The following is a 24,205-nucleotide window of genomic DNA, read 5'->3' on the forward strand; positions in this document are numbered from 1 at the left end:
GACGGAGCAAGTGGCCCCGACATGCTTCTGTAGCTGGCATTTCTATTGCAGAAACGCCTCCGTATCCTCGCGGCTTGTTCGCCCTAGCCTTGCTTCAATGCCTCACGATGGAAGAGGGCGCAGCGAAGACCGGGAGCCGGCCGGCTCCCGCTCGTCCCGTACGCAAGGGATTGTGGCCGGAACGGTCAATCCGGCGCGGTCGGCACCAGCGTCGCCTGCGTGAGCGCCTACGCCGGCGCTGTCGTCTTCGCATAGCCGCGACCATTGGCGAGGTCGCGCCGGAGCGATGGCGGCGCCGCGTGCAGGGCGAAGATGATCGCGATCTGAGTCCGGTTCTGGAGACGGTACTTGCGCATGATGTTGCCGATGTGCGCCCGCACCGTGTTCTCGGAGATCTTGAGCTCGTAGGCGATGTTCTTGTTCTGCATCCCCCGGGCGATCAGCATCATGAGCTCGCGCTCGCGCGGTGTCGGTGCAATCGAGTCCTTTGGATCCCGACTCATGGCTGGCTCCTCCCTGATCTTGGGTTGGATGTGGTCACTCCCAGCATGTGTTTCACTCCGTCTTGAGTGCCTCGATCGGGCTGAGCTTGGATGCCTTGTGGGCGGGATAGAAACCGAAGATGAGGCCGGTCACGATCGAGAAGACGAGGGCAAGGCCGATCGCCTGACCGTCGATCGAGGTGATCCACCCGGCCATGCGGGCGACCGTCATCGAGAGCGTGACGCCGGCGGCGACGCCGATGGCGCCGCCGAGCAGACAGAGAACGAGTGCCTCGCAGAGAAACTGAAGACGGATATCGCGCATCCGCCCGCCAAGCGCGCGGCGGATTCCGATCTCCCGCGTGCGCTCGGTGACCGAGACGATCATGACGTTCATGATGCTGATGCCGCCGACGAGCAGCGAGACCGAGGCTATGGCGACGAGCAGCAGCGCGACGGTGCGGATCGCTCCCTGCTGCGCCTCCATGGCGGCGGCGGGATCCTGGACCTTGAAGTCGTCCTCCTGGCCGGAGGGAACACGGTGGCGCTGCCGCAGCAGGTTCTCGATCTCCGATCGCGCGCCCGCCATCTGGCCGTCCGCAGCGACCTTGGCGATGATGTAGGCGACCGAGTCCCGGTTGATGTTGCTTGCGCTGCCGAGGAAGCGCAGCTTGGCCGTGGTGAGCGGCACGAAAGCGACGTCGTCCTGCGCCGGTCCCTTGCGATCGAGGACGCCGACCACTTCGAGTGGCACCTTCATGATCCTGATCTGCGCGCCGATCGGATCGTCGCCGGGCGCGAACAGCTCGCGGGCCACCGTGCTTCCGAGCATCACGACCTTGCCGGCGCCGGCCTCCTCGGTCGCGGAAAAATAGCGCCCGCTCGCAAGCTGCCAGTCGCGTACCATGAAATGTCCTGTTGTCGTGCCGTTGATGGTCGTATTCCAGTTCTTGCCCTCGTGGATCACCTGCGCCGTTCCGGCGATCGAGCCGGCCGCAGCCTGGATCTCCGGAATTTGCTCGAGGATCGCCTGCACGTCGCTCTCGGTCATCGTCAGCTTGCTGCCGTCCTTGAGCCGCACGCCGCCCTGGTAGACCGCGCCGGGCGTGATCATCAGCACGTTGGCGCCGATCGAGCGGATCTGCTCCTGGAGGCGAAGCTGCGCGCCGGATCCGATCGCGAACACAGTCACGATCGAGGCAACGCCGATCACGATGCCGAGCATGGTAAGGAAGCTGCGCAGCGGATTGAGGCGCAAGGCATGCAGAGCGATCTGAAAGCCCTGAAGCATCGTCATGACGCAGCGCTCCGTTTCGGCAGGACCGGGACCAGGGTCTCGTCGCTGACGAGCTCGCCATCATGCAGGCGGATCGTGCGCCGGCACCGTGTCGCGATGCCGGGATCATGGGTGATCATCACCACGGTCTGGCCCGTCCGGTTGAGTGCGGCGAACAGCGCCAGGATCTCGGCGCCGGTTCGGCTGTCGAGTGCGCCGGTCGGCTCGTCGGCGAGCACGATCAGCGGAGAGGCGATCAATGCGCGCGCAATCGCAACGCGCTGCTGCTCGCCGCCCGAGAGCTGCCGCGGGAAGTGATGGGCCCGGTGCAGCATGCCGACGGCCTCCAAACTCTGCTCGGCGCGCGCCAGACGTTCCCTGCGACCGATGCCGCAATAGACCAGGGGCAGCGCGACGTTCTCGATCGCATCGTGGCGGGCGAGCAGATTGTAGGACTGGAACACGAAGCCGATGCTGCGGGCGCGCAAGGCTGATCGGCGATCTTCCGAGAGATCGGCGACGTTAGTCCCTTCGAGATGGATTGCGCCCTCGCTCGGCAGGTCGAGCAGGCCGATCATGTTCATCAGCGTCGACTTGCCGGAGCCGGACGGTCCCATCACGGCGACGATCTCGCCTTGCGCGATGTCGAAGCTGACATTGCGCACGGCGGCCACGGCTACGCCGTCGGTGCGATAGATCCTGCTGACTGATTGGAGGCTGATAAGGGGCGGAGAGGCGGTCATGACCCGAACCTGATCCCGAGAAATTCCATGCCTGCCGGACGGATGGCCTGGCCGACGGCGACCTGGCTGCCCTCGACCAGATCTCCGCTCCTGAGCGCGACCTGTTCGGTGCCGGCCGCGCCGACCGTCACGGCAACACGCTGGAGCGCGCCGCTTGTCGTGCGCACCCACACGCTGCTGCGTGCAGCGGTGTCCGGACGCGTGCCGGCAGGCTGGAAGCGCAGCGCCGCGAGCGGCACCTTCAGCACGTCGTCCTGCCGCTCGATCACGATCTTCACCAGGGCCGTCATGCCCGGCAGCAGCGCGCCGTCGAGATTGGAGGTGGCGAGAACGACGGTGTAGGTGACGACGTGCTGCTGAGTCTGCGGCGCCTTGCGCACCTGCCGCACCACCGCCTCGAAGCGGCGGTCCGGATAGGCGTCGACGGTGAAATGGGCGCGCTGGCCGGGGGCGATGCGCCCGATATCGGCTTCGTCGACCTGCGCATGAATCTCCATGTCCTCCAAGCGGTGCGCGACCACGAAGGTGGTGCGCGATTCAAGTCCGACCGCGAGCGTCTGGCCCTCGTTCACGAACCTGCCGACGACGACGCCGTCGATCGGCGAACGGATCACGGTGCGGTCGAGATCGGCCTGCGCTGCGGCGAGAACGGCCGCTTTCTCCGGCACCGCCATGCGTACCTGTTGCAGTTCCGCCTCGATCCGGCGGACGTCGGCCTGCGCGCCATCGACCGAGTAGGAGTTGAGGGACATCAGCACCTCGGCTTCGCGTTCCTGGGCGAGACGCGCCGTGAACTCCGTCTGCGCGTCGTCGACCGTCGTCGTCGCCACCACGTTTTGCGACTGGAGCGCCAGCTTGCGCTGGAGGGTCTTCTGCGCCGAGGACTTGACCGCCTGCGCGCTCTCGAGCTTGGCGGCGAGCACATCGCGGCTGCCCCTGGCGTTTTGCAGATCGATCCTGGCGCGATCGAGCTTGGCCCGCGCGACGTCGACCAGCGAGTTAGCGACGGCAAGCGAAGCCCTGGCTTCGTCGACCTTGGCCGCAAAGCTGCGCGGATCGATCAAAGCGAGCGGCTGATCCTTAGCGACGGTGTCGTTGAAGTCGACATAGACCCTGGCGAGCTGCCCGGATAACTGAGAGCCCACCTCGATCGTCTTGACCGGCTGGAGGGCGCCGGTGACGGTGACGGTCTGCTCGATGCTGCCGCGCTGGATCGAGGCATAGCGGAACATCGGCGCATCCGCCCCGAAGGTAGCGGCCTCGCGCCCCACCGGCACGAGCAGCCGCCTGGTCGAGTCAAAGGCGCGGGCGGCCCTGCCTGCCGCGCTCTCCGCTGCGCCGGTGATGACGGCCGGCCCCGCGGCGTAGACCGCAGCGAGACCGCATGACGTTCCGAGCAAGGCAATAAATGGCACAAATCGCATATCAAAAACCCCGCCTCTTGAAAAATGGCTTCGCTGGCGGCACGGACAAAGATCGCGCTATGTTGTAAATCTTCCAAAGTAATATCGATTGTCATTATGTCGCCGTTGCCGGGGCGACGGTCGGGTGCGCCTGACGATCCAGAAGTAAAGTCGGTGGGTGCGACGCTTTCGTGATTTGAAGGGAACGCATACCGAGCGTATCGATATGATGCGCGCGGTATCGAACTCGACAAGCTGGCTGAACGTTCCGTCTGGTCTGGCCGAAGCGGCATCAGCTGGCGTTCGTATCGGCGCATGGGCGGCAATGCCATGACGCGATTGGCGAGACCACGGCGACGGCACCGATCGACCGCATTCTCGATTTCGCCGCGCCATGGTTCCTCCGCCGGCGAGCCCGAAGTCGCCCAATCACCGCAATCACGAAGCCGGATGTGTGAACGCCTTCACTCGTCTCCGGCGTGTGTTGGCCGTAAGACGTTGACCGGCGGACCGACGTTGTTCGTTCGATTCCGCGAATTCATCCAAGCACCTTGATCTCGTTTGCAAGAAGAATGGATTGCTCGTTGCTTGTTCATCGAGCCCAAGCCGGGGAGTCCGTTGCCATGAGGCCAGGTCAAGCCACAGTTTACGTCGTTGACGACGAAGTGCAGATTCGAACCGCGATAGGAAGTCTCTGCGAGGAGACCGGGCATCAGGTGAAGCTGTTCGCGTCGACCGAGGAGTTCCTCGCGGAGAGTATTTCAGGCGGACCTTCGTGCCTCGTGCTCGACGTCCGTTTCCCCGGCACGTCGCCGACCGGCCTCGAGCTGCAGCGCCGGCTGGCCGAGACGGGCGTCGCCATTCCGATCGTTTTCATCAGCGGCCATTCCGACGTCCGTGTCTCGGTCGAAGCCATGAAGCGCGGCGCGGTCGAGTTTCTGCCGAAACCGTTTCGCGAGCAGGAGATCCTCGACGCGATCAGACATGGCATCGAGCGTGACCGCAGACGAATGGAGCGCGAAGACGCCGTGCGCGACGCTCGGCAGCGCGTCGAGACGCTGACGGCGAGGGAGCGCGAGATCATGCTGCTGATGGCCGAGGGGCTCGTCGCCAAGCAGATCGCGGCGAAGCTCGGCGTGAGCGAGGTGACCGTGAAGGTGCATCGCGCCAGGATGATGCGAAAGCTGGAGCTGCGATCGCCGATCGAAGTGGTGCGACTGATCGACAGCATGGAGCGCGAAGCGGAGACGTCGCGCCCCGGCGTCCGACAATCGCTCATCTAGCTCGTCGTGTGGCGAGACACCGCGCAACGTCTAGTCCGTACCGACTAGCATGAACTACAGTCTGTCGCATGGAGCACGATCGGTTCAAAGTCATCCCTGCGATGTCGGCCTCCTTCGAGACGACATCCGAACCAAGTCGGACAACTTCGCCAGAAAGGGATACTCCATGCGTAAATTTATTTTTGCTTCCGTTGCCGTGCTCGCTTTGTCCTCCGCGGCGCAGGCCGCCAACACGTCGACGACCGTGCAGGTCGGCCTCGTGAACGGTTCGAGCGTTTCGCAGAACGGCCTCACCAACTCCACCTCGTCGACCAGCCAGCTCGGCCTCGTGAACACTGCGACCACGATGCAGGGAACAAGTGCGGCCTCGCTCAACAACGGCAGCACGGTGAACCAGGTCGGCGTGCAGAACACGGCGAACACCGGCCAGGTGGCGTTCGGCAACAACACCAGCGCAATCACCCAGAACTCGTTCGGGCCTGCCGCGCTCCAGAACAACTCCGCCGGCGTCGGCCAGCTCAGCGTGTTCGGCACCAACGGCAGCACCGTCTCGCAGACGGCGCACTGAAGCACGGACCGTTTGCCCGGACGCACTCAGGTCGGTGCGTTCGGGCCATTCCCGACAAGAGCGCAATCGGGCCGGTCGAGCAGTCGCGATCGCCCGCCTATTCCCGCGGAGGAAATCACATGCGGATCACCTATCTCGTTGCGACGGTCGTGGCGCTCGGCGCGCTGACCTCCGTCGATGCAAGGGCCGCCAACTCGGCCAGCGTGCTGCAATTCGGCACGATCAACAGCTCCTTCATCTCGCAGAGCGGGTCCACCAGCAACAGCGCCACCACGATGCAGTTCGGCGCGACCAACCAGGCGACGACGTTGCAGACGGGATCGCTGCTCACTGTCAACACCTCGGTGATCGGGCAGGGCGGTACCACCGCGACCGCGTCCAACACCGCGGTGGCCGGCCAGGTCGGCGGCTCCAATTCGAGCCTGATCGGCCAGATCGGCGCCAACAATGTGGCCGGTGTCGGACAGCTCGGGATCCTGAACGGATCGACGATTCTGCAGCAGGCTCCGTGAGCAAGTCTGAAGTTGCGAGGCATGTCATGAAACATCCTTTGGGAAGTGCATTTGCCGCAATGCTCGCCCTGTGCTCGGCCGGTGCAGGCTCGGCCGGTGCCCAGACGGCCGACATCAAGACCATCGTGTCGGTCGGTGGACCGCCCGTCGTGTTGAACCAGAATAGTCAGCTCAACATGGCGGGCGTGTTCATGATCGGTGGCAGCACCAGCGCGACCGTGGTCCAGAACGGCACCAACAACGCCACCGGCGTCCTGCAATTCGGCGGGACCAATTCGACATCGATCGGTCAGGCCGGGACGAACAATTTCGCGTTCGTCGGTCAGGCCGGCCAGTCGGCGACCAGCCTCGTCGCGCAGCTCGGCTCCATGAATACGGGTGTGGTCAAGCAGTTCGGTGCGGTCAACGGCTCGACCATCGTCCAGACCAGCCCGTGACGGGCGAGCGATCTCGTCGGCGTCGACAACGAACGGGGAAGCGCGATGCGATGCGGCAGACAGGTGTTGTGGCGGAGCTTCGCGCTGGCCGTGTTGATTGGCGCCGTCGGCGCGGCGACGCAGGCGTCGGCCGGATCCGTCCAGCGCAGCGTGACCAACCGGAACGTCAGCATCGAGACGGTCGTGCAATTCGGCGACAACGTTCAGCCTGTTACGATCGAGGAGAACAGCCGCATCAACATCGCGCGGGTGATCCAGATCGGCGGGACCGGGACGGTGGACGCGACCATCATCCAGAACGGCACGCGCAACTATGCCAACGTGACCCAGGTCGGCGGCCCCACCAATGCGGCGATCGGTCAGTCCGGCGTGAGCAACATCGCCGAGATCACCCAGATCGGCAATTCCACCAACGCGCTCCTGCTCCAGATCGGAGACATGAACACGGGAGCGGTGAGGCAGTTCGGGCGTTTCAACTGGCTGGTGATCTTCCAGTTCGGCCGATGATGGAGGTGTGACATGAAGTTGCTTCTGCTGGCATCCGGAATAGGGATCATGAGCGTGGTTGCGGCAGCGCCGGCCGGGGCCGGCGACGGTCACACCACGGTGGTTCAGGACGAGAACGGCACGTCCGTGATCACGCAGAGCGGCGATCCCGCGCAGGCCGAAGTCAGAATTGAGAAAGAGCCGGGACGCACGACGGTCTACCGCCGCAGCGGCGGAAACACCGCGATCGTGTCGCAAGGCACCGGCAATCCGCAGGACATGCTCGACTGGCTGCGCAAGCAGCAAGGCCGCTGACGCACGAAGGCCCACCGTCCGTTGCGGGACCGTGGGCCTCGTGTCGTGCGGCCTTACCAGCGATAGATGCCGGTCAGCGTGCCGTTGTTGTTGCCTTCAGGGCCGACATCGCCCTGCGACGAACTCGGGGTCGGATGGTTGCTGCCGTTGAGCGCGCCATAGGACCCGGCGACATCAGGATAATACGCGCGAGGCTGAACCGGTTCGTAGGCGGGCGCGGTGCGGTCCCAACCCACGCGCGGGCCGTTCCAATCGTAACCCTGTGCCGAGGCGGCCGCAGTGCCCGCGACGAGCGATGCCGTGATCAGGCAGAGGAGTTTTGACTTGTTCTGCATTGGAGATGCTCCTTGCTTGTGTCGGGGGCCAACGGTTGCAATGCGGGAGCGTTCCGGACGGGTTGGCCGGCCCGCGATCAACTCCGATCAACTGGATATGAATCGCGTGCTGTGGAACGAAACGGCTGAATGCGACGGGAATCCCGGGCGTTCTGCCGCACCATGTTCCCCGTTAATCGCGTGTCTTAACCAATAATTAATTATACGTTTGCGGGCGGGCGAGAGCCCGGCCTAGCGTGCGGTGGGGAGCCGCTATCTGCGAAGCCAAACGAGTTGGTGCGTATCATGATGTCCAGATCACATGGCAGATCATTTGGGGCGCTATTCGCCTCCCTCGGCGCAGCCGCGCTGCTCCTTAGCCCCAGCGACAGTTTTGCCAGACCCGGCGGCGGCGCGCCGCATGGAATGGCCGCCGCGCCTCCAGGTGCAATGGCGCGTGCGCCGATCGGGCCGGGGGCCCGGTTCCACCGTCGCAACAATGCCTTTGTCTACTGGCCCGGTGGCGGCGGGTTCTTCTACGACGGCGCGACGTACAGCCAGCCCTTTGGCGAGGCGGCGCAGCCGCTCTCCAACGATGTGCGCTACACCTACACCTATGACGTTCCCTGGGACTGGGCGCATCGCTTCCCGCCGAACGTCGTGCCGTCCGACCGGCCTTATGTGCCGAGCTGCCCGACGGAGCAGGTTACGGTGCCCGGCCGCGGCGGCATCGAGCACACCGTCAACATCATGCGCTGCTACTGAGCTAGCCCAGCTCGAAGCTGGTCACGCCGAAGACGCGGTCGATACGCAGCGGCGGGATCGGCCCCGTGTACATCCGCGCCGTCTCGAACACCGGCTTGAGCCCGAGCCCGCCCGCGAGCGCGATGGCCTCGCGATTGACGGCGGGGACATCGAGGAAGATCTCGCCGCCGTCTGCGCTCGCCAGCAACGCCTGCATGATCGCTTCCGCGGCCGCGCGATTGTCGGCGACGAGCGGGCCGATCTTGTGGCCGGTCCGGCACGGCCGGATCACGCCCCATGCGGCGAGCTTGCCGTCGCGCAGCAACGCGCGACCGATATGTCCTGACGTGTTGATCCAGGCGCGCAGGAAGGCGCTGCGCGCGGCAGGGAAGACGGTGGCGTCATCGGCTTCAACAATTGCAAACGGGATCTTGTCGAGGGCGACGATTTCGGCGGGCGATTTCGGTGGTGCGGCCACGATGCCGCCATAGCGGATATTGGCGTAGGCGAGCTGGAAGCCGGATCTTTTGTAATTATCCTGCTGCGCGACGACGCCATCGAGCCCGATCACCCGCGCGCCCGCATGCGCGATCGCCGCGTTCCAGATGCGCAGGCCATGGCCTCTGCCGCGAAAACCTGCGCGTACGATGTAGAAGCCGAGGAAGGCGAAGCGGTCGTCGTAATTGACGCAGGAGACGGTCGCGACCGGCTCGCCGTCGATCTCGCCGACGAAGAAGCCTTGCCCATCGGGGATCGCGAAGCAGGCGGCATCGGCAAGGCCCGGATTCCAGCCCTCGGCCGCGGCCCAGTCGATGGCGACGGCAATCTCCTCGGGGCGTAAATTGCGGATCTGCAAATCGCTCATGACGGATGCTCTCGGCGGTGGACCTGGCGGCGGGTCCGGCGGTAGAAGGCCTCATGATAGGCCGGGCCTGCGGCTCGCCTCAACGGTATCACAGAGGATGATCGGTCATGGCGGAGAAGGTTGCACTCGTCACCGCGGGCGGCAGCGGCATGGGCGCGGGGGCCGCGCGGCGGCTGGCAGCGGACGGGTTTGGCGTCGCGATCCTGTCGTCCTCCGGCAAGGGCGAGGCCCTGGCTGCCGAACTCGGCGGCTTCGGCGTCACCGGCTCGAACAAGTCCAATGACGACCTGAAGCGCCTCGTCGACGGCGCACTGGCCAGATGGGGGCGGATCGACGTGCTCGTCAACAGCGCCGGCCACGGCCCGCGCGCGCCGATCACGGAGATCACCGACGAGCAGTGGCATGCCGGTCTCGATACGTATCTGCTCAACGTGATCCGTCCCACCCGGCTGGTGACGCCGGTGATGCAGGCGCAGAAGAGCGGCGCCATCATCAACATCTCGACCGCCTGGGCGTTCGAGCCCAGCGCGATGTTTCCGACGTCGGCGGTGTTCCGGGCAGGGCTCGCCGCCTTCACGAAGATCTTCACCGATATATACGCCGCCGACAATGTCCGCATGAACAACGTGCTGCCGGGCTGGATCGACAGCCTGCCGCAGCTGGATGCGCGCCGCGACAGCGTGCCGATGAAGCGCTACGGCAAGGTCGAGGAGGTTGCGGCGACGGTCTCGTTCCTCGCGTCCGACGGCGCGGCTTACATTACCGGCCAGAACATCCGCGTCGACGGCGGGCTGACGCGCTCGGTTTGAAGCCGCGTCCTAGGAAGCGACGAGCCGCGCCAGCTTTGGCAGGATCTTGTAGCGCGCCATCTCATGCGGATACTCGCCGCGGTTGGCGAGCAGGACGATGCCGAGCCGCTGCGCCGGCACGAGGCCGAGATAGCCGGAGGCGTTGTTGAGGCCGCCCGGCTTGTCGACGACGGTGACGCCGGAAAGATGCACGCTCTCCCAGGCCATGCCCTGTCCGAACTTCTCGTCGACACGGAAGACCTCGCGCTGCGTCATCCGTAGGGCTTCGCGCAGATGCGGATCGATCGCCCGTCCGTCGACCGCGGCCGCAACGAAAGTCGCGAGGTCTCGCGCCGAAGAAAACATCTGGCCGGTGCCGGGAAAGTCAAAATAGCTCTGCTGGTTGCCGATCGGGCCGATCGCCGTGCCTTGATCCGAATAACCCTGGACCGCGCGCCGCATCCAGGCTTCGTCCATGACGGCGCGGTTGTCTTCGCCGCGCTCGGGGATGAAGGTGGCATTCATGGCCAGCGGGCGGAGAATGCGGTGCTGGATCAGCTCGCGGATCGGCGTGCCGTAGCGGCGCTCGAGCACGAGCTGAAGCAGCACGTAGCCGGCATGGGTGTAGATTCGCTGCCGGCCGGGTGCGACGCCGGCGGCCGGCGCGAAGGCGTTCAGCATGGCGATGAACTGGTCGCGCTTGAACTGCTCGTCCGGCCAGGGCGGATGGTCGGTCGGCAGCAGCAGCCCCGAGGTGTGCGTGACCAGCTCGCCGACGGTGACGCGGCGGATGTACTCGCCGTTCAGCTCGGGCAGGTATTTCGGCAGGCGATCGTCAAGCCGCAGCTCGCCGCGCAGCGTGCCGAGTGCCACGAGGGTTGCCTCGAACGGCTTTCGCAGGGAGGCAAGATTGAACAGCGTGTCCGACGTCACCGGCCGTTTGGCGGCATCATCGGCGAAACCGTAGTTGAAGAACTCGACGTGGCCGCCGGCATAGAGCGCGGCGGCAAGGCCGCCCGCATGTTCCGGCGTCGCGGTCGGCGCGAGCTCGTTGGCAACGATGTCGCGCATCTGCGCGATCATGTCGGAATCCGCCGCGGCGCGGCGCGGCCAGGCAAGGGCGAGCGGAACGAGCGCTGCCCGGGCGAGCGCCCGCCGGGTGAGGTGCGATGAGGTAACAACAGACGGCACGGCTCTGACGCATGATGTGATTCACGCCCTTCTTAGCGTGAAGGGGCGGACGTCCCAATTCACGATTGCGCGTTGTGGGTCCCGCCTTGCGGATCGCTGTTCGTAGTTTCGTAGCCCGGATTGCGCTTCGAGACTGGGCAAGATTCTAACATCGAGTGAAGGTAGGATTCGGCATGACGAATCGTACCTTCAAAACCGGCGTCAGGCGGGATCAGCCGAGCCTTCTGCCGGCGCGGGTGGAAGATTATGTGGCCGGCGACAATCCGGTTCGGGTGATCGAGGCTTTTGTTGCAGCGCTTGACCTCGGGAAGCTTGGCTTCCGCCATGCCGGATCGAGCGGCGGGGCTGGACAGCCACCTTATGACCCGGCCGACCTGCTGAAGCTTTATCTTTATGGCTACCTGAACCGGATCCGGTCGTCGCGCAACCTGGAGCGCGAAGCCCGGCGCAATCTGGAACTGATCTGGCTGATGAAGCGCCTGGTGCCGGGCTATCGCACCATCGCCAAGTTCCGCCAGGAGAACTGGAAGACGCTCAAGGCGGTGAACCGGGAGTTTGTGCTGATGCTGCGCGAACTCGGTCTGATTGGCGGAGAGGTTGTGGCGATCGACGGTGCGTTTTTTGATGGCAACGCCAGCAAGGCGAGCATCAAAACGCAGCGCAAGCTCGCCAAGCGGCTGGCGGAGATCGAGCAGGATATTGAAGCCTATGGTGCCACGCTCGAGGCCAACGACAGCGCCGAGGTGGAACGTCCACCCGCGGGGCGGGATGGCGGAGGCGATGGCAGTCGCGGCGGAGACCTCGCACAAGAGGTGGCGGCGTTGATGGCCAAGCGCGCCAGCTTGCAGGCCGATCTGGCACGACTGGAGGAGAGCGGGCAGACGCAGCTGTCGCGAACCGATCCGGATGCCCGCCTGTTGTCGAAGAACGGCCAGGTGGTGGCAGGCTATAACGTTCAGATCGGCGTCGACGACAAGCACGCTCTGATCGCGGCGAGCGAGGTCGTCAACGACGGCAACGATAGCGGCCAGCTTTACGACATGGCCAAGGCCGCAAAGGACGAGCTTGGCGTCGAGACGCTGACGGTTCTCGCCGATACCGGCTACTACAACGGCCATACGCTCAAGGACTGCGAGGAGAACGGCATTGCCGCCTACGTTCCGCTGGCCAAGCGAACCACGCGGCTCGAAGCGCAGGATCGCATCAGCCATGAGGCGTTCGCCTACGACGCCGAAGCGGATGTCTATCGCTGTCCCGCCGGCAAGCAGCTGCGTCCCACGGACGGTCGCAAGACCAACGGCAACCGGATCGAGATCAGGTATGTCAGCCGCAAGTCAGATTGCGACGCCTGCCCGCTGCGCGCGCGCTGTGTCACCGTCAAGATCCCGACGCGCACCGTCCAGCGCTGGGAGCATGAAGCGGTGCTGGATCGGCATCGCGCGCGGATGCAGGGCGCCGAGGCCCAGATGCGCCGCCGCGCCGAACTCGCCGAACACCCCTTCGGCACCATCAAATGCCGGGCCGGCTACCGCCACTTCCTCGTCCGCGGCTTCGACAAAGTCTGTGGCGAATGGAGCCTGATGGCGCTTTGCTACAATTTCTCCCGAGTCCTCAGCATTCTCGGCCTCGACGCCTTCATGGCCTATCTGGCAAGCCGGCTTCCGCATTTGGCACTCTTGCTGCTCAACGCCATCACCGACATCACCGACATCATCACCCGGATACGGCCCGCTCCAGCGCCAATCCGAGCCCAAATCCGTCCAATTTTCCGATATGCCGCGTAAGCCGCGCCCAAACAAATACTTGCCCAGCCTCGAAGCGTAATCCGGGGTTTCTGCCGAGAGCACGAAAGGTCCCGGATTGCGCTTCGCTTCATCCGGGCTACGCGCCACAAATTAAACTTAGCTAATGAGCTAACAATCATTGACGTGCGATGCCGGTGGTCCTATAGTTAGCTTCATGGCTAACCAATTATCCCGGCTCGACCAGGTCTTCTCCGCGCTCGCCGATCCCACGCGGCGGGCGATCGTGATGCGGCTTTGCGCGGGCGAGGCGTCGGTCGGCGAGCTCGCCGATCCTTTCGACATGGCGCTGCCGAGCTTCATGAAACACATCAACGTGCTGGAGACGAGCGGGCTCGTGCTGTCGGAGAAATCGGGCCGCGTGCGCACCTGCCGCCTCAGCCCGGATGCGCTGCTCGGTGCCGAAGACTGGTTCCAGCAGCAGCGCGCGATCTGGGAGGCGCGGCTCGACCGGTTCGAAGCCTATGTGATGAAGCTCAAGAAAGAGAAGGAGAGGGCGGCCGCCAGGCGGTCGTCCCGCACAACCAAACGGAAAGGTGCTGAGTGATGACGAATTCTGCCAATGCCGCCTTGTCGCAATGGTCGCTCGACCGCGAGATCGTGATGTCGCGGGTGATCGACGCGCCGCGCGATCTCGTGTTCGAGGCCTGGTCCGACCCGAAACACCTGCCGCAATGGTTCGGGCCGAAGGGGTTCAAGGTCGAGACCTTCGAGATCGACGTGCGCGTCGGCGGCGTCTGGCGCTTCAACATGATCGGCCCCGATGGCACGGTCTATCCGAACCGCATGCGCTTCCGCCGCATCGAGCGGCCCTCGCTGATGGAGATGGATCACGGCGTCGACCAGGACGAGGATCCCGGCATGTTCCGCTTCACCGTTACCTTTGCCGAGCAGAGCAACGGCAAGACCGTTCTGATGATGCGGCAGCTGGCCTCGAGCACCGAGCAGCGCGACGGCATGATCGGCTTTGGCGCCGTCGAATACGGCTACCAGACGCTGGACAAGCTCGCGGCCTATGTGGGCGGGATGAAGAAATAAGCTTTCCGCATTATTTCGGGGGCCTCCAAGAGGCGCCCCGGAATATGCTTGGAAACGAGTGGGGGAGAGCAGTCGCCTTCGCGTTTATGATAGCGCGCAGCGCAATTATGACAGCGCCATAACGTAGATTTTTGTCGCGCCGTGCTACCAAATTATGACAGAATTGCTACCGCTAAATGTCACATCGATTACGGCGGAGTGATTCATGTTGCAGTGGCAGGCACGGTCAAATCCCCTCGCGTGGTGGTGGGGGTCCCTGACGCTGGTCAGCGCTGCCAACATCCTCGTCTGGTTCATGCTGTACCGCGAGTTCTACCCGACGGTTGCGGGTAGCGTCGGCGGCGGCTCGGATATCGGCCTGATGTTCCTGCTCTGCGCCGCCTATGTGTTCGGCTGCGCCTTCCGCTCGGTGCTGCCGCGCGCCGACGTGCAGCGCATCTGTCTGTTCGATACCTGGCTGTCGAGCGTTTTCGTCGGCCGCACCGTCGCAACCGTGGCCGAAGTCTGCTTCGCCGCGCAATGGGCGATCATCCTGCATCAGCTAGGTCACATGACGGGTGCGGAGACCGCGGTGAACATCGCGCTCGTGATCGTGCCGATCATCATCATCGCGGAGTGCTTCTCCTGGTACGCGGTGGTGACCACCAACTTCCTCTTCAATGCGATCGAGAACTCGCTGTGGGCGGTGACCTTCTTCCTCGCCGGCATCGCGTTGTGCCGGCTGATGCCGGAATTCCAGGGCGTGGTGCGCTGGGCGCTGATCGCCGGAATCGTGGGCATCGCCTGTTTCCTCGCCTTCCTCGTCACCGTCGACGTGCCGATGTATCTCAGCCGCTGGCGGGCGGGGCACGCCGAGGGCGGCAAGTTCTTGGGCTTCCTCGAAGGCCTGCATGACGTCTCGACGCGCTGGGTCGTGACCCACGACATCACGCACTGGAAGGGCGAGCTGACCTGGATGTTCTTGTATTTCAGCGCCGCGGTGTGGTCGAGCCTCGCGCTCTGCGCGCTCTACGCCATGGAAGGCTATCTCACGCGCTATCTCGCCTGAAGGCTAGAGCCCCGTTCCGATCGGAACGGGGCTCTGGATTCTTATTTGACGCGTTTTCTTGACGCGAACCGGTATCCACTTCGCTTGAAAGCGCTCTACTTGCCGACCAGGCTGCACTTGCTGCGGTCGAGCGGACGAAAGGCCTGGTCGGGCGGGATCGTCGCGACCAGCTTGACGAAGTCCCACGGTCCCTTGGATTCCTCGGGCGTCTTGACCTGCACCAGATAGAGATCGTGTACCATGCGCTGGTCCTCGCGGATGCGACCGTTGGGCGTATAGGCATCCGATACCGGCGTCGCCTTCATCTTGGCCATGACGGCCGCGCTGTCGTCCGAGTCGGTGTCCTTCACGGCTTGCAGATAGTGACGCACGGCGGAATAGACGCCGGCCTGGATTTGCGAGGGCATCGCCTTGCGGCGGGCATAGAAGGCATCGGAGAATTTCCGCGCTGCAGGCGAGACGTCCTCGAAGAACGAGGTGACGATGAGGTCGCCGCGCGTCGCCTTGAGCCCGACCGCCTCGATATCGACATTCTGGAACGACATCGGCACGATCTTCATGCCCTGATCGGCGAGCCCGAATTCCTCCGCCTGCTTGATTGCGGTCGCGTTGTCGCCGGCGACGTTGATGGCCAGGATCTTGGCGCCCGACGACTGCGCCTGAAGCAGGAACGAGCTGTAATCGGGCGTGCCGAGCTGCGCCTTGACGCTGCCGGCGACCTTGCCGCCAAGCTCGGTGATGCGAGCGCGCGCGGTCGCCTCGATCGAATGGCCGAAGGCGTAGTCGCCGGTGATGAAGAACCACGGATCCTTGCTTGTCTGCATGATGCCGGAGACCACCGCAGTCGCTGTGGAGTAGGCGTCCTGGGTCCATTGTACGCTGCTCGGTGCGCACGCTTCATCAGTGAGCTGGTTTGCGCCGGCGCCGGAGACGAGGAAGATCTTGCCATTGCCGCGCACCAGCTCCTGCACCGCCAGCGCGGCGCCGGAGCTGCCGCCGTCTGCGATCGCCTGCACACCGTCGCTGAACCATTTGCGGGCGAGCGAGGCCGCGAGGTCCGGCTTGTTCTGGTGATCGGCCTGCAAAATCTCGATCGGCTTACCGTTGATCTTGCCGCCGAACTCCTCCGCCGCCATCCGCGCTGCCTCGAATGAGCCCGGGCCCATGGCGGTTGCAAAAATGCCGTTCATGTCGGTGAGGACGCCGATGCGGATCGCATCGCCCTTGATCTCGGCGCGCACAGCGGAGCCTGCGAGTGCCAGCGTGATCAGAAGGATGGCGGTGGATGTCTTAGGGATCGAGGCCATGGCGTTTCCTGGTTTATCGTTGATTGATTTGTGCTCGCGGTCAGGCCGCTTCGGCGATGACCTTGTTGCGCAAAGTTCCAATGCGGGAGATCTCGACCTCGACGGTGTCGCCGGGGCGCATCCACAGCGGCGGCGTTCGCTTGGCGCCGACGCCGCCCGGCGTGCCCGTGACGATGACGTCGCCCGGGACGAGCGGGCAGATCGTCGAGATGTAGGCGATCAGATCGGGAATGGCGGTGATCAGGAGATCGGTAGTGGTATCCTGTACGACGGCGCCGTTGAGACGTGTCTGCAAGGTGAGCTTTGACGGATCGGGTATTTCGTCCACGGTCACCAGCCATGGGCCGAAGCTGCCGCTTTCCGCAAAGGTTTTGCCGGAGAGGAACTGGCTGGTGTGGCGCTGCCAGTCGCGGATGCTGCCTTCGTTGTAGCAGGAGTAGCCCGCGATGTGGTCGAGCGCGCGGCCGGCCCGAATGTGGCGGCCTTCCTTGCCAATGACGAGCGCGAGCTCGCCCTCATAGTCGAAATCGTCGCTGACCCCAGGCTTCACGATGGGTTGGAGATGGCCGACCTGACTGCACGGGAAGCGCACGAACAGGGCCGGCTTCTCGGTGACTGTGCGGCCGGTCTCGGCGACATGATCGCGGTAGTTCAGGCCGACGCAGATGATCTTGCCGGGATCGGGGATGACGGGTGCAAAAATGATCTTGTCGAGCGGATGATCCGGCGCTGCGGACGCGATGAGCTTTGCCGCCTCGGCAACGCGATCCGTTTCGAGCAACTGCCGCAGCGTGGTGCAGACTCCCATGCGCGTGCCGAGATCGACGACGCCGTTGTCCTTGACGGCCCCGAAGGATGCGCGGCCGTTGGCGATGAAAGAGAGCAGCTTCATGGAGATATCCTTAGAGATTGTTCGGTCAGGCCGCGGACGGCACGTGGGTTGGAGGCGTGATGGCGGCAACGAGCCGATCAAGCTCTGCGTCGTCGCGGGCGGTGCCGAGGACATAACGGTCGGGGCGAACCAGCGCGGCGGTGATGCCGTGCTCGTGGAGCCAGTCGCCGATGCCTTCGGCGTCCTCGCTGGTCAGGATCTCGATCTCCGCCTCTGAGTGAGCCGGACGCGACGAGAGCATCTCCGTGTTCTCGACCAGCAGCACATGGCTGTAGCCGATCCGGTCGTCACTGCGGCGGCCGTCCTTCAGCTCGAATTGCGGTGCGAGATGTCCGGCGAGGGGCAGATCGCCCAGCGCGAGCCCAGGGCCGAGCAGGGGCTTTTTCACCTCCAGCTTCACCGGCGCGTTCTCGCGGGCTTCGCCGGCGGCAAGGCCAGCTTCGATCGCCTTGGTGTTGATCACGCCGCCGAGGCGAATGGCGAGCTCGATGAATTCGCGCACATGCGGCAGCCGCTCGCTCTGATAGGTGTCGAGCAGATCGGGCGCAGCCCCGTCGCGGATGATGGCGCCGAGCTTCCAGGCAAGATTGGCGGCATCGCGGATGCCGGCGCACATGCCCTGGCCGAGGAAGGGCGGGGTTTGGTGCGCGGAGTCGCCCGCCAGCAGCAGCCGACCGTTCCGCCATTGCTGCGCGATCACGGAATGAAAAGTGTAGACCGCCGCGCGCTCGATCTCGGCATCCTCGGGCGTGATCCATCGCGACAGCAGCTCCCAGACCTTTGCCGGCTGAGCGACAGCTTGCGAATCTTCGTGGGGGAGTACCGTGATCTCCCAGCGGCGGCGCGTGCCGGTGCCGCGGACATAGGTCGCCGGCCGGCGTGGATCGCAATGTTGAAGGCTGTAATCGCCGAGGTCGTCGCGGTCGCGCTTGAGCATCACGTCGATCACTAGCCAGCGCTCGTGGAAGCCGAGATCGTCCATGCCGGAGCCGATGAAGCGGCGAACGAGGGACCGCGCGCCATCGCAGCCGATCACGTAACCGGCGCGAACTTCAGTCAGCTTCCCGTTCGAGAGGTCCTCGTAGCGCACACGGACCCCGGCCTCGTCCTGATCGAGCGCGAACACATCGCAGCGGTTGCGCAAGGTGACGTGCGGCCAACGCGCTAGGCCGCCGATTAGCACATCCTCCAGGTCGGGCTGGTGGAAGCGGTAGCTGAGATTCCAGCCCATCGGCGTAACCGTCTGCGGGCGCGACCAGTCCAGCAGCATGCGGCCATTGGCGTCGAGAAAGAGCATCCCGGGGCTGAGGATGCTTTGCGGCAGGATCGCGTCGGCAAGGCCGATGGTCTGAAACACGCGCATGCACTCGTCGTCGAAATGCACCGCGCGCGGCAGATGATAGGTCCGCGCCTCGCGCTCCAGCACCAGGGTCCGCACACCGCAAAGGCCGAGCAGGTTGGCCAGCGTGGCGCCGACCGGGCCGCGGCCGACGATCACGACGTCAAACTCTTCGGGGACGAATTTACCTTGCATGGGGATATCTCTTCCCCAAGCCACGCCGCCGCTTCAACGCCGCCGCGCCAAGTGTCCGCCCTGCGGACGGCCCCTACACCTCAACCGGAATGACCGCGGCCGTCTCCTGAAGCTGGCCCACGAACTGCGCCACCGCCTCATCAATCCCGAGCGCTGACCGGATCCAGATGATCGAGATGCAGCCGAACACGGCGCCATTCCGCACGATCGGCACCGCAATCGACGCCGTCTTGGGATTGTATTCGCCCTCGCTGCGGATGGCGTAACCCCGCGCAGCAGTCTCTTCGATCATGCGATCGAGATAACCTTCAGCAAGGAACGGTCGGTCGTCGGCCTCGTCGATGCGGCGGAGATGACTGACGATGAGGTCGCGCTCGCGCGCGGGGCAGGCGGCGAGATAGGCCCGGCCCGCGGAGGTCCGCAGCATCGGCAGGCGCTTGCCGATCATGCCGCGATCGATCGAGAGCGGGCTGCGAGAGTGAGTGGTCTCCTGAACCACCATCGCGGCGTTCTCGTAAGTGGAGAGATCGACCGGCCAGACCAGGGTCTTGCTCAATTCGGCGAGAAAAGGCGCCGCCGCCTGACAGATCACCACGCTGGGGTCGTAGCCATCGCCGAGGCTCAGCGCGAGCCGGGTCACGCGAAAGCGGTCGTCACTGGCGCTGCGGGCGACGTAGCCGAGTTCCTCCAGCGTTTCGAGCAGGCGGTAGACGGTCGGGCGGGGCAGGTCGAGCGCGCGGGCGACGTCGCCGGCGCGGATGCCGCCGGAGCGGTTGACCTCATGCAGCACGTCCAGCCCGCGCTTGATGGCGCGCACGCCCTCCGACTGCCGGGGCTGTCCGTTCCGCGTCCGCTCCTTGGACACTTCGTATTTCCTCCCTTGCGACCGACAGCCTCGCGATTATCGTCGTTGTGAACGCGAAGCGATTGCGCGACGCCACCGTAGGATCGCGCGCGGCCGGTATCAAGTTCGCCGCAGTGCGGCGCTGCGATGCCTTTGGGAGGACGTTGATGGAAATCACCGCGCTCGGCTATATCGGAATCAACTCATCCCAGATCGACCAGTGGAGCCAGATGGCGACCGGGCTGCTCGGGATGGAGCAGGTCGATCGCGGCGGCAAGATGCGCGCCTTCCGCATGGACGATCGCAAGCAGCGCCTGATCGTCGACGGCAGCAGCGATGCCGGGCTCGCGGTGATGGGGTGGGAAGTTCCGGCGATCGCCGAACTGGACCAATTGGCCGGACGCCTGGAAAGCCATGGCGTCAAGGCGGTCCGTGGATCACGCGCGCTCGCTGACGAGCGGCATGTTGCCGAGCTGATCGCGTTCACTGACCCCGCCGGCAATCGGCTGGAGGCTTTTTGCAAGCCGGAGCTTGCGAGCGAGCCTTTCAGGCCGGGCCGCCCGATCTCGGGTTTCCGCACCGGCGCGATGGGCATGGGACATGTCGTGCTCAATGTTGAGGACGTCGAGCCGCTGCTGCCGTTCTATCGCGACGTGCTCGGCTTCCACGTCTCCGATTTCGGACTGAAGCCTTACGGGCTTTATTTCTTTCACGTCAACGGCCGCCACCACTCCTTTGCCATGGTCGGCTCTGGGCGCAAGGCGCTGCATCATTTCATGGTCGAGCTCGGCAGCCTCGACGATGTCGGGCAGGGCTATGATCTCGCGCAGATGGATGAGGGGCGCATCGCCTACACGCTGGGCAGGCACACCAACGACCACATGACCTCGTTCTATGTAAATACGCCCTCCGGCTTCTTCATCGAATATGGCTGGGGCGGGCGCGTCATCGATCCCGAGACCTGGCAGCCGCACGAGACCTTTGATGGGCCCTCGCTGTGGGGCCACGAACGGCTCCATATGCCGGAAGAGCAGCGCAAGCGCATGCGCGACATGCGGCTCGATGCGGCCGCCCGCGGCGTCCGCGTCGCCGATCCGCGTGTGCCGCCGCTCAATTGCGCGTGGCTGGACTCCGTGGTCGCGCGCGAACGACCGCGGCCACGCCGCAACGATCCAATACCCTAGGGAAGGACGACATGCTCAAGACCCTTTTGCGGGCAAGCCTCGTGCTGCTCGCGTTCACGGCGGCAGCCTCGGCCGAACCGATCAAGGTGACGCTGCTCGGTACCGGCGTGCCGACGCCGCGGCCGACCAGCTTCAGCGCGTCGACGCTGGTGGAGGCGGGGAGCGAGAAATTGCTGTTCGATCTCGGGCGTGGCTCGACGATGCAACTCTACAAGCTGAAGATCCCGCTCGGCGCGATCACCGCGAATTTCATCACGCATCTGCATTCCGACCACATCGTGGGCCTTCCCGACATGTGGCTGACCGGCTGGCTCGCCACGCCATGGGCCTCGCGCAAGGGCCCGATGAAGCTCTATGGCCCCAAGGGCACCGTGGCGATGACGGAAAACCTGACCAAGGCATTCGCCGCCGACATCCGCATTCGCATCGACGACGAGCACCTCGACCCAAAGGCCATCGAATTCAACGCTAGGGATATCGAGGCCGGAATTGTGTACGACAACAACGGTGTGAAGGTCACCGCCATCGAAGTCAATCACGGCGAGAAGATCAAGCCGTCGTTCGGTTACGTCGTCGAGTATGGTGGCCACAAGGTCGTGCTGTCGGGCGACACCAAGTACGATGAGCGCATCGCGAAAGCGGCCGAGGACGCCGACCTGCTGATCCACGAGGTCGCGGTCATCGAGCCGGAGCTGCTGATCAAGAATCCCGTCTACAAGGACATCCAGGCGCACCACACCTCGCCGGAGGAGGCCGGCCGCATCTTTGCCTCGGCCAAGCCCAAGCTCGCCGTCTATTCCCATATCGTGTTCGGCACCGCAAAGCCGGCGCCCGACATTCCCGAGGAGCCGCTTATCCTGCGCACCCGCTCGGCCTACAAGGGGCCGTTGCTCGTCGGACGTGACATGATGTCGTTCAAGATCGGCGACACAGTCGAAGCGTTTGGGCCGGATGGCGCGAAACTCGATCCGTAACGCGAACGACGATCAGGCCTCGCCAAGATCGACCTCGGTCAAGATTCCCTGGCGCAGCGCCAGCCGCACCAGCTCGATGTCGGAGCCGACGCCGAGCTTGTCCTTGATCAGCGAGTGCAGGTTCGCCACCGTCTTCGGGCTGACATGCAGCGTCTCGGCGATCTCTTCCGTCGTGTTCTCGGCGAGCAGCAGCCGCAGCACCTCGAATTCGCGCGGCGTCAGCACGTCGGCGGCCGAGCTCTCGCCGCTGATGCGGCTGAGCGCAAGCTCGTGGTCGATGTCGGGGCTGATGGCGATCTTGCCGGCCAGCACGTCCTTCACCGCCCGCACCAGCGTTTCGGGCGGACTGGTCTTGGTGACGTAACCTCTCGCACCGGCGCGGATCGCCTGCACGGCAAAGCCTGCATTCTCGTGCATGGTGAAGACCAGGATCCGCGCGGCCTTGTCCCATTGCCGGATGCGTCTGACCGCCTCGATGCCGCCGATGCCGGGCATGCTGAGGTCCATGATGACGAGGTCCGGCGCCTCGGATTTGTACAGACGATAGGCCTCCGCGCCGTCGGCCGCCTCGGCGACGACGCGCAAGCCCGGCTGCTTCTGGAGCACGGAGCGATAGCCCTCGCGGACGACGGAATGATCGTCGACCAGCAAGATGGTCGCGTCGGCCGCGCTCATGCCGCGTGCTCCAGCGCCTGCCGATCGGCGGCCGTGAGCGGAATGAACACGCGGAGCGCCGAGCCGTTGGGACGGGTCTCGAAGCTCAGCCGGCCGCGAAGCGCGGCGACGCGCTCGCGCATGCCAAGCAGGCCCATGCCGGATTTGCCTGCCGCGTCGCTCGGCCGGCCGTCGTCCTCGATCGCAAGCGCGATCTCACTTTCGGCCATCGTCAGATACAGCCTGACCTTCGTCGCACCCGCGTGCTTGGCGGCGTTGGTGAGCGCCTCCTGCACGATGCGATAGAGGTTGGCGCTGACGGAGGCGGGTACGTTCTCGAAGGCGCCCTCGAACCGGATATCGAAACGGGTCTGGCCGCGGCTGCGGCCGTTCCATCCCGAGACCAGGCCTTCGAGGCTCGCAACGAGGCCGAGCTCGTCGACGTCGGGCGGCCGCAACCGGAACAGCGCGCCGCGCAGCGTCTCCATCATGCTGGTCGCGGTCCGGGAAATGCCGTCGCATTCTCCCAGCAATTCGGGGCAGTCCTGCGCCGCAGTCTGGCGGGCGGAGGCGGCGAGCGCGCGGATTGCGGCGAGCGACTGGCCGAACTCGTCATGCAGCTCGCGCGCGAGATGGCGGCGCTCCTCGTCCTGGAGCGCGATCAATTTCCGCGTCAGCTCGCTGCGCTCGGCGAGCGCGATGTCGAGGCTTTCGGCGAGGTGGTTGAAGACGTCGCGGATGGCCGACAGCTCGGCGAGGTCGAACGGCGGCAGCCGCGTCGAGAGGTCGCCAGCGGCGATGCGCTCGAGGCCGGCGCGCACGAGCTGCGTCGGACGCAGCGCGCGCGCCAGCGCGGCGTAGACCAGGGCGCACAACAACGGCAGCGCGATCGCAAGCGCGATCATCAGGCGGCCGGCCTCGTGCCATGCCTCCGCCGTCTGCACGGCCGGATCGACCGAGACCACGACGTCGCCGAGCTTCGTACCGCGCACGATCACGGGCCGTGCTGCCTTGCGCCCGGGGTCGAACAGGCTGCGAAAGAACGCTGCAAAGAGCTGCGGCGGCGGGCTTGCCGGCGGCGGCGCGCCGCTACAAAAGCGCTGGAGGATGTCGCCGCTCGCGCCACGGAACGCCAGACACAGGCCGGGCGTCATCACATAGGCCGACACGGGATCGAGGTTCGGAAAGTCCGAGCGCGGGCTGGCCGCCCACGGCACCTTGCCTTGTTGCAGCTCCAGCGACTTCGCCACGATGGCGGCGATACCGTCGATGCGCGCATACGCGGCGCGGTCGGCCGTAACAAGGAAATAGGCGGAGATCACCGCGAAGCAGGCGGCCGATATTGCGGCCACGAGCAGCGTCAGACGGACCTTGAGATCGAACCTCGGGCGATTCCACATCGGCGGGCACCTGGTGCGAACGGGTTTGTTGCTCCCGCATTAAAGGGCAGAACGCCAGCGGCGGGAAGCGTTCCCGCCTTACCGCAATGCAACGTCGTGAAATTTTCCCGGCATTCGTCGG

General features: G+C 64.9%; 27 protein-coding genes. 14 read left to right on the forward strand and 13 right to left on the reverse strand.

Annotation, left to right across the window (positions count from 1 at the left end; all coding sequences use genetic code 11):
- Positions 1 to 227 precede the first annotated feature (227 nt).
- Genes NLM27_RS09640 through NLM27_RS09655 form a run of 4 tightly spaced genes read right to left on the reverse strand, consistent with a single transcriptional unit; the run spans position 228 to position 3,925 of the window.
- Positions 228 to 503: a response regulator transcription factor gene (locus NLM27_RS09640; RefSeq protein WP_254143090.1), complete on the reverse strand. Its 276-nt coding sequence runs from the start codon at positions 501 to 503 to the stop codon at positions 228 to 230.
- Positions 504 to 555: 52 nt separating this feature from the next.
- Positions 556 to 1,779 (reverse strand): ABC transporter permease, encoded by a 1,224-nt coding sequence (locus tag NLM27_RS09645; protein WP_254143091.1) that lies wholly within the window; start codon positions 1,777 to 1,779, stop codon positions 556 to 558.
- Positions 1,776 to 2,501: an ABC transporter ATP-binding protein gene (locus NLM27_RS09650; RefSeq protein WP_254143092.1), complete on the reverse strand. Its 726-nt coding sequence runs from the start codon at positions 2,499 to 2,501 to the stop codon at positions 1,776 to 1,778. The genes NLM27_RS09645 and NLM27_RS09650 overlap by 4 nt, the downstream gene beginning before the upstream one ends.
- Positions 2,498 to 3,925, reverse strand: coding sequence for an efflux RND transporter periplasmic adaptor subunit (locus NLM27_RS09655; protein WP_254143093.1), 1,428 nt, complete (start codon positions 3,923 to 3,925; stop codon positions 2,498 to 2,500). Before NLM27_RS09655 ends, NLM27_RS09650 begins: the two co-directional genes overlap by 4 nt.
- Positions 3,926 to 4,527: 602 nt before the next feature.
- Between NLM27_RS09655 and NLM27_RS09660 the strand changes: the two genes are divergently transcribed.
- The 6 genes from NLM27_RS09660 to NLM27_RS09685 all read left to right on the forward strand — a co-directional run bounded on the left by NLM27_RS09660 (position 4,528) and on the right by NLM27_RS09685 (position 7,505).
- Positions 4,528 to 5,187, forward strand: a complete 660-nt coding sequence (locus tag NLM27_RS09660; RefSeq protein WP_254143094.1) for a response regulator transcription factor — start codon at positions 4,528 to 4,530, stop codon at positions 5,185 to 5,187.
- Positions 5,188 to 5,353: 166 nt separating this feature from the next.
- Entirely contained in the window at positions 5,354 to 5,755 is a 402-nt protein-coding gene (locus NLM27_RS09665) for a curlin subunit CsgB (RefSeq protein WP_254143095.1), read from the forward strand.
- 119 nt (positions 5,756 to 5,874) lie between these two features.
- Positions 5,875 to 6,267, forward strand: coding sequence for a curlin (locus NLM27_RS09670; RefSeq protein ID WP_254143096.1), 393 nt, complete (start codon positions 5,875 to 5,877; stop codon positions 6,265 to 6,267).
- Between the two features lie 26 nt (positions 6,268 to 6,293).
- Complete coding sequence (locus NLM27_RS09675) at positions 6,294 to 6,704, forward strand: curlin (protein ID WP_254143097.1); 411 nt, start codon at positions 6,294 to 6,296, stop codon at positions 6,702 to 6,704.
- Between the two features lie 45 nt (positions 6,705 to 6,749).
- Entirely contained in the window at positions 6,750 to 7,211 is a 462-nt protein-coding gene (locus NLM27_RS09680) for a curlin (protein WP_254143098.1), read from the forward strand.
- A gap of 12 nt (positions 7,212 to 7,223) precedes the next feature.
- Positions 7,224 to 7,505 (forward strand): hypothetical protein, encoded by a 282-nt coding sequence (locus tag NLM27_RS09685; protein WP_254143099.1) that lies wholly within the window; start codon positions 7,224 to 7,226, stop codon positions 7,503 to 7,505.
- 53 nt (positions 7,506 to 7,558) lie between these two features.
- On the opposite strand, the gene NLM27_RS09690 is transcribed toward NLM27_RS09685, so the two are convergent.
- A complete protein-coding gene (locus NLM27_RS09690) occupies positions 7,559 to 7,840 on the reverse strand; it encodes a hypothetical protein (protein WP_254143100.1) in 282 nt (93 codons plus the stop codon).
- A gap of 285 nt (positions 7,841 to 8,125) precedes the next feature.
- Here NLM27_RS09690 and NLM27_RS09695 point away from each other — a divergent pair, with 285 nt between their 5' ends.
- Complete coding sequence (locus NLM27_RS09695; RefSeq protein WP_254143101.1) at positions 8,126 to 8,584, forward strand: hypothetical protein; 459 nt, start codon at positions 8,126 to 8,128, stop codon at positions 8,582 to 8,584.
- A gap of 1 nt (position 8,585) precedes the next feature.
- Here the strand turns inward: NLM27_RS09695 and NLM27_RS09700 are convergent, their stop codons facing one another.
- Positions 8,586 to 9,428 carry a GNAT family N-acetyltransferase gene (locus NLM27_RS09700; protein WP_254143102.1) on the reverse strand — a complete coding sequence of 281 codons (843 nt, stop codon included), beginning with the start codon at positions 9,426 to 9,428 and terminating at the stop codon, positions 8,586 to 8,588.
- A gap of 107 nt (positions 9,429 to 9,535) precedes the next feature.
- Between NLM27_RS09700 and NLM27_RS09705 the strand changes: the two genes are divergently transcribed.
- Entirely contained in the window at positions 9,536 to 10,237 is a 702-nt protein-coding gene (locus tag NLM27_RS09705; protein ID WP_254143103.1) for an SDR family oxidoreductase, read from the forward strand.
- A gap of 9 nt (positions 10,238 to 10,246) precedes the next feature.
- On the opposite strand, the gene NLM27_RS09710 is transcribed toward NLM27_RS09705, so the two are convergent.
- Positions 10,247 to 11,299 carry a serine hydrolase gene (locus NLM27_RS09710; RefSeq protein WP_254148785.1) on the reverse strand — a complete coding sequence of 351 codons (1,053 nt, stop codon included), beginning with the start codon at positions 11,297 to 11,299 and terminating at the stop codon, positions 10,247 to 10,249.
- A gap of 281 nt (positions 11,300 to 11,580) precedes the next feature.
- Here NLM27_RS09710 and NLM27_RS09715 point away from each other — a divergent pair, with 281 nt between their 5' ends.
- From NLM27_RS09715 to NLM27_RS09730, 4 genes are all read left to right on the forward strand, one after another.
- Entirely contained in the window at positions 11,581 to 13,191 is a 1,611-nt protein-coding gene (locus NLM27_RS09715) for an IS1182 family transposase (protein ID WP_254142551.1), read from the forward strand.
- A 175-nt stretch (positions 13,192 to 13,366) separates the two neighbouring features.
- On the forward strand, positions 13,367 to 13,756 hold the full coding sequence (locus NLM27_RS09720; RefSeq protein WP_254143104.1) for a helix-turn-helix transcriptional regulator: 390 nt from the start codon (positions 13,367 to 13,369) through the stop codon (positions 13,754 to 13,756).
- Positions 13,756 to 14,247 carry an SRPBCC family protein gene (locus NLM27_RS09725; RefSeq protein WP_254143105.1) on the forward strand — a complete coding sequence of 164 codons (492 nt, stop codon included), beginning with the start codon at positions 13,756 to 13,758 and terminating at the stop codon, positions 14,245 to 14,247. Before NLM27_RS09720 ends, NLM27_RS09725 begins: the two co-directional genes overlap by 1 nt.
- 205 nt (positions 14,248 to 14,452) lie before the next feature.
- Positions 14,453 to 15,295: a hypothetical protein gene (locus NLM27_RS09730; RefSeq protein WP_254143106.1), complete on the forward strand. Its 843-nt coding sequence runs from the start codon at positions 14,453 to 14,455 to the stop codon at positions 15,293 to 15,295.
- A 95-nt stretch (positions 15,296 to 15,390) separates the two neighbouring features.
- Here the strand turns inward: NLM27_RS09730 and NLM27_RS09735 are convergent, their stop codons facing one another.
- The 4 genes from NLM27_RS09735 to NLM27_RS09750 form a co-directional block, all read right to left on the reverse strand.
- The gene (locus tag NLM27_RS09735; protein WP_254143107.1) at positions 15,391 to 16,602 is read right to left on the reverse strand and encodes an ABC transporter substrate-binding protein; all 1,212 of its coding nucleotides are present in this window, start codon (positions 16,600 to 16,602) and stop codon (positions 15,391 to 15,393) included.
- A gap of 40 nt (positions 16,603 to 16,642) precedes the next feature.
- Positions 16,643 to 17,494: a fumarylacetoacetate hydrolase family protein gene (locus tag NLM27_RS09740; protein WP_254143108.1), complete on the reverse strand. Its 852-nt coding sequence runs from the start codon at positions 17,492 to 17,494 to the stop codon at positions 16,643 to 16,645.
- 25 nt (positions 17,495 to 17,519) lie between these two features.
- On the reverse strand, positions 17,520 to 19,028 hold the full coding sequence (locus NLM27_RS09745; protein WP_254143109.1) for a bifunctional 3-(3-hydroxy-phenyl)propionate/3-hydroxycinnamic acid hydroxylase: 1,509 nt from the start codon (positions 19,026 to 19,028) through the stop codon (positions 17,520 to 17,522).
- Between the two features lie 73 nt (positions 19,029 to 19,101).
- A complete protein-coding gene (locus NLM27_RS09750) occupies positions 19,102 to 19,893 on the reverse strand; it encodes a DNA-binding transcriptional regulator (RefSeq protein ID WP_254143110.1) in 792 nt (263 codons plus the stop codon).
- 146 nt (positions 19,894 to 20,039) lie between these two features.
- Here NLM27_RS09750 and NLM27_RS09755 point away from each other — a divergent pair, with 146 nt between their 5' ends.
- A complete protein-coding gene (locus NLM27_RS09755) occupies positions 20,040 to 21,056 on the forward strand; it encodes a VOC family protein (protein WP_254143111.1) in 1,017 nt (338 codons plus the stop codon).
- A gap of 11 nt (positions 21,057 to 21,067) precedes the next feature.
- Positions 21,068 to 22,030 carry an MBL fold metallo-hydrolase gene (locus NLM27_RS09760; RefSeq protein WP_254143112.1) on the forward strand — a complete coding sequence of 321 codons (963 nt, stop codon included), beginning with the start codon at positions 21,068 to 21,070 and terminating at the stop codon, positions 22,028 to 22,030.
- A 12-nt stretch (positions 22,031 to 22,042) separates the two neighbouring features.
- Here NLM27_RS09760 and NLM27_RS09765 read toward each other — a convergent pair whose 3' ends face one another.
- A complete protein-coding gene (locus tag NLM27_RS09765) occupies positions 22,043 to 22,705 on the reverse strand; it encodes a response regulator transcription factor (RefSeq protein WP_254143113.1) in 663 nt (220 codons plus the stop codon).
- Positions 22,702 to 24,084, reverse strand: a complete 1,383-nt coding sequence (locus tag NLM27_RS09770; protein ID WP_254143114.1) for a sensor histidine kinase — start codon at positions 24,082 to 24,084, stop codon at positions 22,702 to 22,704. Before NLM27_RS09770 ends, NLM27_RS09765 begins: the two co-directional genes overlap by 4 nt.
- Positions 24,085 to 24,205 lie beyond the last annotated feature (121 nt).

The organism is Bradyrhizobium sp. CCGB12, from assembly GCF_024199845.1.
In the GTDB taxonomy this organism is placed as follows: domain Bacteria; phylum Pseudomonadota; class Alphaproteobacteria; order Rhizobiales; family Xanthobacteraceae; genus Bradyrhizobium.